The sequence below is a fragment of the Halopseudomonas oceani genome (genome assembly GCF_002903165.1).
Lineage (GTDB): Bacteria > Pseudomonadota > Gammaproteobacteria > Pseudomonadales > Pseudomonadaceae > Halopseudomonas > Halopseudomonas oceani.
The window spans coordinates 36,705-46,014 of record NZ_PPSK01000001.1 but is presented as its reverse complement, the minus strand read 5'-3'; the positions used below and the strand labels follow the sequence as shown (position 1 = coordinate 46,014).

Here is a 9,310-nt window from a genome sequence, read left to right as displayed (position 1 = left end):
CGGTATTCAGGCAATCGGGTAAACCCGTGTCCAGACGGTCAATAGCATGGCTGCCGTCAGTGTCCAGGCCAGTGCACCCAGAGTCAGGGTGGCAGCCAGCGTGAAGCGCTCGCTCAGCACGACAATCGAAAGCAGGTACGCCGCATAGGGCAGCAGCGACCACAGGCCGAAAATCGCGGTGCTGCGCAGGTCGCTGGCCAGCCGCTCGCTGCCGACGATGTAGTGGGCAATGATCGCAAAGGTCGGAAACAGCGGCACCAGGCCGGCAATGTAGAAACTCTTTGTCTTCGCCAGCAGCGCAATCAGCAGCACTGCGAGCGCACCCAGGACGCACTTGAGGGCAAGGGACAGCATGTGGATAGATCCGCAAAGGTAGGGACAGGGAATCCCTGAGCAGGGGCAGGACGCCAGAACGCTGCTCATCGGCGCGAATGTATGCCGCGCCGAGATGGCCGTCAATTGGCTGCAAAGCGGGTTTTGACGGCAGCCGACCAACGGCACCGGCGAAGGTGCCGCTGGTCAGCCGGATCAGCTGCGCGCGGCTGCTTCGATCCAGTCCAGGCGGTCCTGGCCAAAGAACATCTCGCCATCGACAAAGCAGGTCGGTGCGCCGAATATGCCGCGGCCGATGGCTTCTTCGGTTGCGCGCTTGAGCTGCTCCTTGACCGCCGGGTCACTGGCTTTGGCCATCACCTCTTCCGGGTCAAACCCGGCCTCGACCAGCACCTTGCCGATGACCGCGGGTTCGCCCATGTTCAGCTCGCTGATCCACATGGCATTGAAGATCGCCGTCAGCAGAGGCTCGAACTTCGGTGTGTCCTGATAAGCGGTAACCGCGCGCATCAGCTGCAGGGTGTTGATCGGGAAGAAGGGGTTCTGGTTCAGGGTGACGCCATAGCGGTTGGCATAGCGCTGCATGTCGATCCGCGAATAGGCGCCCTTGGCCGGCACCGTCGCCGGGGAGCTGTTGCCGGTGGCCATGAACACGCCGCCCAGCAGCATCGGTTTGTAGACCAGGCTAGCGCCGGTGCGCTCGGCAATCGCCGGTAGTTGGCTCCAGGCCAGATAGCTGGCCGGGCTGCCGACGTCAAAATAGAACTCGATGGTCTTGCTCATGCGTCTCTCCAGAGCTGAATTAAAAGGTTTCCATCCAGGGGCGCAGGTCCAGCTCATGGGTCCAGCTGTCGCGCGGCTGGGTATGAATGGCCCAGTATTGGTCGGCAATATGTTCGGGGTTAAGGATGCCGTCTCGATCTTTCAGCGCATAGCGCTCGGGGAAGTTGTCGCGAATAAAGGCCGTATCAATGGCACCGTCGATGATCGGGTGGGCGACATGAATGCCCTGCGGGCCCAGTTCGCGGGCCATGCTTTGGGCCAGTGCACGCAGCGCAAACTTGGCGCCGGCAAAGGCTGAGAAGCCCGAACCGCCACGCAGCGAGGCCGTGGCCCCGGTGAAAATAATGGTGCCCTTGCCGCGCGGCAACATCACCTTGGCGGCTTCCCGGCCGGTGAGGAAGCCGGCGAAGCCGGCCATTTCCCAGACCTTGCGGTAGACCCGGGCAGTGGTCTCGGTAATACCGAAACGCACGTTGGCGCCGATGTTGAAAACTGCCACTTCAACCGGGCCGATCTCGCGCTCGATGTGCTCGAACAGACCGACCATCTCGTCTTCATTGCGCGCATCACAGCCGAAGGCGTGGGCCTTGCCGCCGTCAGCCTCGATCCGAGTAACCAGCTCGCTCAAGCTGTCAGCATTGCGGCGGGTCACGCAGAGGGTAAAACCTTCACGGGCGAAGCGGCGAGCGATAGCGCCACCGGTGGCGTCACCGGCGCCGATCACCACGGCTACGGGTGCAGTTGCTGTCATGGCATGGTCCTTGTTATCTATGGTTCTTTTTTGGAACTAACTTGATGGTGGGTTTCATTATGGAACTTGTCAAGCTACTCTGAGCACATCAACTGGAGGGTTAATACATGCGCTGGGAAGAACTGGGTGAGCAGCCCTGCTCCATGTCTCGCACGCTGGCGGTGGTGGGCGACCGCTGGACGTTGCTGATTCTGCGCGACTGCTTTCTCGGCGTACGCCGCTTCGATGCCTTCGAGCGGCGCATCGGCCTGACCCGCCACCTGCTGGCTGATCGTCTGAAGAAGCTGGTTGAACACGGGGTGCTGGTCAAGGTGCCGTATCAGCAAAAACCCCTGCGTGAGGAGTACCGGCTGACCGACAAGGGGCTGGCGCTGCATCCGGTGATTCTGTCGCTGGTCAGCTGGGGCGATACCTGGATGGCGGATGAGCGTGGTGCGCCCATCGAGCACTATCACAAGGGCTGCGGTCAGCGCATGAAACCGGTGATGGTCTGTTCGGAATGTGCTGAGCCGGTTGGGCCTCGGGACATCGATGCGCGCCCGGGTGCCGCGTTTGGCGAAGAGGTGGAGAAGTTGTTGGCGGGCTGAGTGAGTGGCTTCAGTGCCCGGCGGTTTTGGAAAACAGATTGATGACCATGACGCCGCTGATGATCAGCCCCATGCCGATTAGCGCAGGCAGGTCGAGCTTCTGGCCGTACAGTAGCCAGGCCACGACCGATATGAGCACCACGCCCACTCCGGACCAGATGGCATAGGCAATGCCCACAGGAATGGTCTTGAGTGTCAGCGAAAGAAAGTAAAAAGAGACCAAATAGCCAATTACCACAACCACCGATGGCAGCGGTTTGGTGAAGCCAGTGCTGGCTTTCAGGGCGGAAGTGGCAATCACTTCGGACACAATGGCTGTGATCAGGTAGACCCAATGGTTCATGCGTATCGCCTCGGTTGGTTAGGCGATGTTACGCAGGCTGCTGGCGCAGGAACAAACTGTTTTTTTGCGGCGGGTTGTGCGCAATCCGGCGGCTGCGAAAGCCGCCGAACTGCTCGAGGGAAGGACTTGCCTTAGGGCATGCGGTACATGGCGCACAGCTTGTTGCCAGCCGGGTCACGCAGGTAGGCCAGATACAGTTTCATGCCGTTGCCTTCACGAACACCGGGCGGATCCTCGCACTCGGTGCCGCCAGCCGCCAGGCCGGCGGCGTGCCAGGCATCGGCCTGTTCCGGGCTTTCCATGGCAAAACCAATGGTGCTGCCGTTACCGCAGGAGGCAGGCTCGCCATTGATCGGCTTGGTGAGCGCGAACACGCCGCTTGGGGTCATGTAGAAGATGCGACCCTTGGGGTCGGCAAAGCCGGGCTTGCAACCGACAACGCCGAGGGTGGCGTCGTAGAACGCCTTGGATTTTTCCAGATCATTTGCGCCAAGCATGATGTGACTGAACATCGGGTGATCCCTTCTGGTTGGTGTTGTTTTGGTGTTACGTCGCTTCAAGCGTCTGCCCAAGCCGTGACAACGTCAATGCCTCCGTCGGGGGAGATTGATGGGTCATAAGGAGGGGTTATCGGTTAGTCGTCGGCATGCAGTGCGAACAGTTCTTCGCCGGTCAGTTGCTCGGTGCGCTGGGCGAAACAGTAGAACCCGGGTTTTTGGTCGATGAACACTTCCCGGTTCAGCTGCCAGTCCCGCTGATCATCAAACAATCCGACCGGAATGGCGTAGAACGGTTGTTCGCGCAGGCGGTAAAACAGGTGGGTGCCGCACTCTATGCAGAAGCCGCGCTCGGCCCAGTCCGACGAGGCGTATACGCCAATGTGCTGCTCGCCGCTGCATTCCACGGGCTGATCGCTTTCGACGGCGAGCAGCGGGCCGCCACCCCAGCGTCGACAGGTCGTGCAGTGGCAGGCGCCCACCTGGTCGTGGTTGACGGCGGCCCGAAGGGTTACGGCGCCACACAGACAGTGGCCTTCGAGTGTTTTGATCGGCAACATGAGCTGGCTCCCGGTAGTGACTCTGAAGATACCTTAGGTCAGCTCGGTGCGCTTGTCATGGTCGCGTAGTAGCAGCCAGATCAGTACCAGAATCGGCAGGTTCTTGCTCAGGGGACCGAATGGGTGCAACCAGAACGCGGGAGCAAGCAGGCTGAGCAGTATCGAGTAGCTGATCACCACCCCTAGCTGCAGCGCGCAACACAGCCGCAGCGCCCAGCCGCTCAGCAACCACAGGCCAAGCGCCAGATCCAGCAGGCTGCCAGCCCAGATCAAGGGGACGATCAAGGTGCGGTCAACCCCGGCAGCGGTTAGCACCTCAACGCCAATCGACTGGCCCGCGGTCAGAGAGACCACACCGGTTAGCAGCCAGAGCAGAGCCAGACTGAGGCGCGCAAACAGGTGTTCGACTCGGCTCATCGGCTCACACCAGCGGCAGCGGCTTGAAGACCATCAGCCAGAACAGCAGCAGAATGGCGGCAAAGGCGGGAATGCCCAGCGCTGTCCACCAACGCATCTGGTGGTGAAAATCCGCAGAGAGCTCACCGGTATCCAGCGCCTCATTCGCCAGTTGGCGCAGTCGGTACTGGATCGCCACCACCGGTAGCCAGCACAGGCCGATGAACACGAACAGACCAAGCACGCTGAGGAACCAGGGCGAGGTCAGGCTGAACCCCAGTCGGCGGGTAAGCAGTAGGCCGGTCCCGAGCTGCAACACCACCGCCGGTGCGGTAAACAGCCAGTCGGCCAGCACCACATGGCGAGTGGTTACCGCCAGCGCCTGGACATTGCCGCTGCGGTGAGCCATGAACATGAAAAAGGCAATGCCGCTGCCGGTACCGGCCAGTACGGTAGCGCCGAGAATGTGCAGCAGCTTGAGCAGCAGGTAGTTATCCACGGTGGACTTCCAGCCGGTGATAGATTGCCAGCCCCTGCGCTTCCTGTTCGAATGCCTCGAAGGGGAACAGGTTCATGCAGGGTTTGGCACCGCACTCGCCTAGTTCACCGCTGATCAGCTGACGAGTAAGGATAAGCGCCGACAGGGTCGGGATATACGGGCCGATTCCGTCCGTGGCGCCTAGTAGCCATTTCAGGTGCAGCGGTTGTTGCTGGTGGTCCAGTCCGCGCAGATTGATCTGCATGCCGCCGATATCGGTGCCCCAGCGGATAAACCACTCGCTGGCGCGGACAATCGGTTTGCTCCAGCGTGCCCAGTTGCGAACCAAGCCGATACGCGCAACCGTGGCCATCAACCCCATGCCGTAATGCAGCAGGCCAAGCTCGAGTCCCGCCTGAAAGCGTACGCTGCGTACCTCGGGATAGGCCGCCGGCAGCAGTTCTAGATCGGGGATATCGACGTTGGCCAACGGTCGGCGGCCGATGATGTCGTCAAACCACAGACGCCGCAGTGACATCCAGCCGTAGACCTGCTGCCAGCGACTGTCCTGCCAGACTGTGATTGGGTGTCCGGTATAGGACAGGATGGCGCGTACGGTCGCTTCGCCACGCTCAGCCTGATTGCCCGGGGCAATCGCAAAGTCGATGTCGTCGAGCCGGCTGAATTGCTCGGCATGGTGGGCGATAACGCAGGATGACAGCCCCGGCACCGAGCTGGCGCCGCTGACGATCAGGACCCCGGTAGCGCGTGCCTCGGCGTCCAGCTGGCTGATGTCGCAGACAAAACGGCGGTCGTCGGCCAGATCGATGTAGTGACAGCCGACGGCGATGCAGGCCCTGGGTACGCGGTAGTCCTGGCCCTGAAACGGCCCGCCGGTATGTATCAGCAGGTCCGGCTTGAGGGCGCTGAGTCGCGCTTCAAAGTCGGCAGCGTGAAGATCCAGTTCCGCGGTTTCCAGCTGAGCGCTTGCAGTCGCCTGCAACTGGGCCTGCAGCTGTCGCGCTGGCGCGTTGCGGCGCCCGGCGATGATCAGGGTAATACCGGCGGTGGCCGCCAGACCTTCGGTGATGCGCTTGCCAAAGTTGCCGTAGCCGCCAAGAACCAGAATACGCTGGCAGCTCATGGGGCGTCACGAAACAGCGCTCGGCTGCGAACGAAGGACACAACAGCAAAAATGATGAAGGCCAGCCCCATTAGGAATGGCAGATCGGTGATGCCGCCTGCGCTGAAGTAACCGAAGCCGGCAAACAGCAGGCCCAGCAGCAGGAAAAAGACCGGGCCGATCAGAATGTTTTTGGGTGCTGCCGCGTAGATGCGGGCGTTCTTCTCGATGATCATGTTCATCGCCTCGACCTGCGCCTCGTGTCGGTCGCGGCAGGCCAGGCCGTGCCCGAGATCTTTGGCGCATTCAGCGCACAGGCCACGGCTGCAACACTTGCACACTCCGATGGCGGCCTGTTGTTGATGGTTGAAACACTGCATGCTGATCCTCCCCTGATTGACGACGCAGGTTGGGCAGAAAGTCAGGAAGGATGGGGAGGGGCGCAAATGTCCGGCAAGCTGGCTGAACTCCCTCTCCACCGTGACTTTCGCTTGCGTGCTGCCGAGTATGCCAGAGCCTCGCCGCACGGTCGCGTGCGGCACGCTGTCACGCAGCTCAGGCGATCAGGTCAGTGAAGGGAGTGTCGCCCTGATACAACTCGTAGATGGTGTTGCGGCTTTGCCCGGTCTTAACCACGTGAGCAATGATACGCGCGGTATCGGCGCGAGTGATGTGCTGGCGTTCTGCCTCTTCCGGGCGGCGGGTGGTGATGCAGCCGGTGGCGGCAGCATCGGTCAGACGGCCTGGCCGGAGGATGGTGTAGGGCACGCCTGAGCGTTGCAGGTACTCGTCGGCAAAACACTTGGCGACCAAGTAGGGTTTGATCGGCGAGTTGCCGCGGTCGGGATTGTCAGCGCCCCGCGAGCTGACCATGACAAAGTGCTTGAGATGGTGCTTGAGGGCGTAGTCAACGGCCTTGCGGGCGGCCCACAGGTCGACCAGCAGGGTTTTGTCTGCCCCGGTACTGGCTCCTGAGCCGGCGGTAAAGATGACCCGCTCACAGCCGACGAAAGCCTGCTCGAAGTCACTCTCCAGGTCGCCCTCGATAATCTCCAGTCCGTCGATGCCGGCCAGCTTGCCGGGGTTGCGGGTCAGGGCGACCACGTTCAGACCTGCCTGCTGCAGCAGCGGCATTAGTTGCAGTCCGATTTGACCGGTACTGCCGATAACCAGAGTCTTGCTCATGAACAGACATCCTCAACGGCATGTCGCACCCTCTGCGGGAGTGCGTTTGTTGTTTTTGCAGCGGCGCTGACGCGGGTCAGCGGACGCGGGTAATGCGTACCAACTGGTTGCCCTCAAATTCCAGGCTCTGGTAGTTGCCGTTAATCTGGTAGATCAGTTCTTCAATCTTCATGACCCGAATACGGTCGTTCACCCGGACGCTGTCTATGTAGCCGATGACCTCGCGGGAGATCGGCTCACCGCAGGCTTGCAACACCTCGATCTTGAGGTCTCCTTCCTCGACAATGCTGGTTCCGCAACGTAGCGCGTGTGCTGGCATGCTGAACAGCATGGCCACCAGCGCAGCCAGCAGTGCCCGTTGGCGTGGTCGAATCAACATCTCTAACCTCCTGTCAGTGAGAATTCTTACTGCTGATACTCCCACCGGCTCCGGCCCAACGCAAGGACCGGAGCATATTCAGATGGTTTTTAGAGGGCGCCTGTTTCAGAGCGCGGCGGCTTCCGCTTCGTAGTTGGCGTAGGAGTGTTTGAGGGTGGCATGGTTGAGCAGCATTTCGGCCTTCAGCACCTCGCCGCTGGCATCATAGATGCGCGATAGTACCCAGTAGGACTCGGTGCGCTTGCTCTCGGACAGGGCGACAATCTCGCGGCGGATCAGGTAGTCCTCGCCGACCAGCAACGGGCCGTCGATCATGCGGATTTCCTGGTCGGCAAACAGGCCGATGACCGGCTGCTTGACCGGAAATTCGGCATCCTTGTTGGTGTATTCGGCCAGCACGCTGACCATTTCGGTCGGAATCACCGCGTGGCCCCAGGGCGTGCTGCTGCCATCGGAGTACCAGCTGGAGTTTTCAGTGATGCCGGCCAGCTTCTGGTTCAGCGAGAATGGATAGAGTTTGCCCATGTACTGGTCCGGGTCCATGCGCACCTTCTCGTCGACGGCGCCTTTCATGCCAACTCGCAGGTCAGACAGGATGACCAGCTTCTCCGGTGCACGCAGCTTGGCCATGCGTTCGTACAACAGACTCTCGCCTGGGGCAGCGCCAATGCTGGCGCTGGCTTCCAGGACCGGCGTGCCGTCAGCCTTTTCCGCCCAGCAACGGACACGGGTCTGGCCCGGAGCCGGGCGCTCGACGAAGGCGCGTACCTGTTCGCCCTCGACCACCATGTTCTGGAAGTGCGAGGAGAAGCAGCCGCGCTCAAACCAGGCCTGGCCCCAGAGTTCGACCAGCAGCGGAGTGAACTGGCTGAAGTGGGTCGGGCCTTCGATCGGGCCGGCACGGAAGCCCAGCTTCTCGGCCATGTCATCGTCGTGAATCGAAGAGTGACCGCTGTATTCCTGGTCAGCCAGCATCTGCTTGGGCTCGCGCAGCGGGCCGCAGAGGTAGAGGGGGGTATCGAAACTCATGGGGGCTGTCTTCCTGCAAGGGGTTTATGGCTGCACGGCGCCGGGCACGTGCCTTGATCAACGACCGAGTTTAGGCGGCGGCTCCGGACCCCGGCAAATGCTCTGTGGCGCGCTATTCATCGGGGTTATAGGGGCGGCCCGAGAAGGACCGTGCGGGTATGGGGCGCTGTCCTGTCAGGTTATGATGGTCAACTCGCCGCCGCTGCGGTTTTTGCACAAGGAACATTCCATGAAATGGTTCAAATACAGTGCCCTGCTGGTTGCAGTCGCGCTGCTCAGCGCCTGCGGCGGTCACGACTTCGAGGGTGTCTACGAAAGCCGCGCGGGATCCAGCAATGACGTGCTCAACGCGTTTGCTGAGATGGCCGGCGCCGACCGCATCGTTATCGGCGATGACTACATCGAATCCGAAGGCAAGCGCACGCGTTTTGACGATATCTTCGAGCGCGAGTCGGCAGGCAAGCGCTATCTGGTTTTCAAGAGCGGTGAGAACGAAGAGGTCTGGACCATCGTTGATGACAACACGCTGATGCAGGGCAACGATCTGGTCAACATTAAACTGGTACGGGTGGAGTAGCCCGCTCGTACCGCAACGTAAGGCGGATTGGTCGAAATATGCCAAATCAGAGCGTCGACCTGTCAGCTCCCGTGCTCAGAGAGGAGGGATTGCAGGCCTATAACAATCTGGTCAGCATTCTCTACCGTTGTCTGCACGACAGCGGGGGCTTCGCCCCTTTCTTTGTTGCATTTCGCGAGCACTTCAAGGCCCTGCAGGGCGGTATTCTCGGGGTTTCTCAGGCACCGCAGCGGTTGATTTACGGCTGGACCTTCGGCTACCCGGAGGGGGGTTGAAGACTGGTACATGA

The 9,310-nt window shown here is 61.0% G+C and carries 16 protein-coding genes; 3 read left to right on the top strand and 13 right to left on the bottom strand.

Features of this window, described 5'->3' with window-relative positions; genetic code table 11:
- Positions 1-6: 6 nt before the first annotated feature.
- From C1949_RS00270 to C1949_RS00260, 3 genes are all read right to left on the bottom strand, one after another.
- Positions 7-351 (bottom strand): GlpM family protein, encoded by a 345-nt coding sequence (locus C1949_RS00270; RefSeq protein WP_211287046.1) that lies wholly within the window; start codon positions 349-351, stop codon positions 7-9.
- A gap of 177 nt (positions 352-528) precedes the next feature.
- Positions 529-1,116: a 2-hydroxychromene-2-carboxylate isomerase gene (locus C1949_RS00265; RefSeq protein WP_104736479.1), complete on the bottom strand. Its 588-nt coding sequence runs from the start codon at positions 1,114-1,116 to the stop codon at positions 529-531.
- Positions 1,117-1,135: 19 nt separating this feature from the next.
- Positions 1,136-1,867, bottom strand: coding sequence for an SDR family oxidoreductase (locus C1949_RS00260; RefSeq protein ID WP_104736478.1), 732 nt, complete (start codon positions 1,865-1,867; stop codon positions 1,136-1,138).
- 107 nt (positions 1,868-1,974) lie between these two features.
- On the opposite strand from C1949_RS00260, the gene C1949_RS00255 reads away from it, so the two are divergent.
- Complete coding sequence (locus C1949_RS00255; RefSeq protein WP_104736477.1) at positions 1,975-2,454, top strand: winged helix-turn-helix transcriptional regulator; 480 nt, start codon at positions 1,975-1,977, stop codon at positions 2,452-2,454.
- Positions 2,455-2,464: 10 nt separating this feature from the next.
- Here C1949_RS00255 and C1949_RS00250 read toward each other — a convergent pair whose 3' ends face one another.
- The 10 genes from C1949_RS00250 to C1949_RS00205 all read right to left on the bottom strand — a co-directional run bounded on the left by C1949_RS00250 (position 2,465) and on the right by C1949_RS00205 (position 8,444).
- A complete protein-coding gene (locus tag C1949_RS00250) occupies positions 2,465-2,797 on the bottom strand; it encodes a DMT family transporter (protein ID WP_104736476.1) in 333 nt (110 codons plus the stop codon).
- A 131-nt stretch (positions 2,798-2,928) separates the two neighbouring features.
- Complete coding sequence (locus C1949_RS00245) at positions 2,929-3,309, bottom strand: VOC family protein (protein ID WP_104736475.1); 381 nt, start codon at positions 3,307-3,309, stop codon at positions 2,929-2,931.
- Between the two features lie 122 nt (positions 3,310-3,431).
- Complete coding sequence (locus C1949_RS00240) at positions 3,432-3,854, bottom strand: GFA family protein (protein ID WP_104736474.1); 423 nt, start codon at positions 3,852-3,854, stop codon at positions 3,432-3,434.
- A 33-nt stretch (positions 3,855-3,887) separates the two neighbouring features.
- Complete coding sequence (locus C1949_RS00235; RefSeq protein WP_104736473.1) at positions 3,888-4,271, bottom strand: DoxX-like family protein; 384 nt, start codon at positions 4,269-4,271, stop codon at positions 3,888-3,890.
- 4 nt (positions 4,272-4,275) lie between these two features.
- On the bottom strand, positions 4,276-4,749 hold the full coding sequence (locus C1949_RS00230; protein WP_104736472.1) for a DUF2269 family protein: 474 nt from the start codon (positions 4,747-4,749) through the stop codon (positions 4,276-4,278).
- Positions 4,742-5,872 (bottom strand): saccharopine dehydrogenase family protein, encoded by a 1,131-nt coding sequence (locus tag C1949_RS00225; protein WP_104736471.1) that lies wholly within the window; start codon positions 5,870-5,872, stop codon positions 4,742-4,744. Before C1949_RS00225 ends, C1949_RS00230 begins: the two co-directional genes overlap by 8 nt.
- Positions 5,869-6,231, bottom strand: coding sequence for a hypothetical protein (locus C1949_RS00220; protein ID WP_104736470.1), 363 nt, complete (start codon positions 6,229-6,231; stop codon positions 5,869-5,871). The genes C1949_RS00225 and C1949_RS00220 overlap by 4 nt, the downstream gene beginning before the upstream one ends.
- Before the next feature lie 175 nt (positions 6,232-6,406).
- Positions 6,407-7,036 carry an SDR family oxidoreductase gene (locus C1949_RS00215; protein ID WP_104736469.1) on the bottom strand — a complete coding sequence of 210 codons (630 nt, stop codon included), beginning with the start codon at positions 7,034-7,036 and terminating at the stop codon, positions 6,407-6,409.
- A gap of 76 nt (positions 7,037-7,112) precedes the next feature.
- Entirely contained in the window at positions 7,113-7,415 is a 303-nt protein-coding gene (locus C1949_RS00210; RefSeq protein WP_104736468.1) for a DUF2845 domain-containing protein, read from the bottom strand.
- Positions 7,416-7,520: 105 nt separating this feature from the next.
- Positions 7,521-8,444, bottom strand: coding sequence for a hypothetical protein (locus C1949_RS00205; RefSeq protein ID WP_104736467.1), 924 nt, complete (start codon positions 8,442-8,444; stop codon positions 7,521-7,523).
- Between the two features lie 229 nt (positions 8,445-8,673).
- Here C1949_RS00205 and C1949_RS00200 point away from each other — a divergent pair, with 229 nt between their 5' ends.
- Both C1949_RS00200 and C1949_RS19505 read left to right on the top strand, forming a co-directional pair.
- Complete coding sequence (locus tag C1949_RS00200) at positions 8,674-9,021, top strand: hypothetical protein (protein ID WP_104736810.1); 348 nt, start codon at positions 8,674-8,676, stop codon at positions 9,019-9,021.
- Between the two features lie 38 nt (positions 9,022-9,059).
- A complete protein-coding gene (locus C1949_RS19505) occupies positions 9,060-9,296 on the top strand; it encodes a hypothetical protein (protein ID WP_211287024.1) in 237 nt (78 codons plus the stop codon).
- Positions 9,297-9,310: the final 14 nt, after the last annotated feature.

What these genes read in the sequence shown, in the direction of transcription:
- C1949_RS00265 (WP_104736479.1), bottom strand. Translation starts at nt 1,116, where the DNA reads ATGAGCAAGACCATCGAGTTCTATTTTGACGTCGGCAGCCCGGCCAGC.
- C1949_RS00260 (WP_104736478.1), bottom strand. Translation starts at nt 1,867, where the DNA reads ATGACAGCAACTGCACCCGTAGCCGTGGTGATCGGCGCCGGTGACGCC.
- C1949_RS00255 (WP_104736477.1), top strand. Translation starts at nt 1,975, where the DNA reads ATGCGCTGGGAAGAACTGGGTGAGCAGCCCTGCTCCATGTCTCGCACG.
- C1949_RS00250 (WP_104736476.1), bottom strand. Translation starts at nt 2,797, where the DNA reads ATGAACCATTGGGTCTACCTGATCACAGCCATTGTGTCCGAAGTGATT.
- C1949_RS00245 (WP_104736475.1), bottom strand. Translation starts at nt 3,309, where the DNA reads ATGTTCAGTCACATCATGCTTGGCGCAAATGATCTGGAAAAATCCAAG.
- C1949_RS00240 (WP_104736474.1), bottom strand. Translation starts at nt 3,854, where the DNA reads ATGTTGCCGATCAAAACACTCGAAGGCCACTGTCTGTGTGGCGCCGTA.
- C1949_RS00235 (WP_104736473.1), bottom strand. Translation starts at nt 4,271, where the DNA reads ATGAGCCGAGTCGAACACCTGTTTGCGCGCCTCAGTCTGGCTCTGCTC.
- C1949_RS00225 (WP_104736471.1), bottom strand. Translation starts at nt 5,872, where the DNA reads ATGAGCTGCCAGCGTATTCTGGTTCTTGGCGGCTACGGCAACTTTGGC.
- C1949_RS00220 (WP_104736470.1), bottom strand. Translation starts at nt 6,231, where the DNA reads ATGCAGTGTTTCAACCATCAACAACAGGCCGCCATCGGAGTGTGCAAG.
- C1949_RS00215 (WP_104736469.1), bottom strand. Translation starts at nt 7,036, where the DNA reads ATGAGCAAGACTCTGGTTATCGGCAGTACCGGTCAAATCGGACTGCAA.
- C1949_RS00210 (WP_104736468.1), bottom strand. Translation starts at nt 7,415, where the DNA reads ATGTTGATTCGACCACGCCAACGGGCACTGCTGGCTGCGCTGGTGGCC.
- C1949_RS00205 (WP_104736467.1), bottom strand. Translation starts at nt 8,444, where the DNA reads ATGAGTTTCGATACCCCCCTCTACCTCTGCGGCCCGCTGCGCGAGCCC.
- C1949_RS00200 (WP_104736810.1), top strand. Translation starts at nt 8,674, where the DNA reads ATGAAATGGTTCAAATACAGTGCCCTGCTGGTTGCAGTCGCGCTGCTC.
- C1949_RS19505 (WP_211287024.1), top strand. Translation starts at nt 9,060, where the DNA reads ATGCCAAATCAGAGCGTCGACCTGTCAGCTCCCGTGCTCAGAGAGGAG.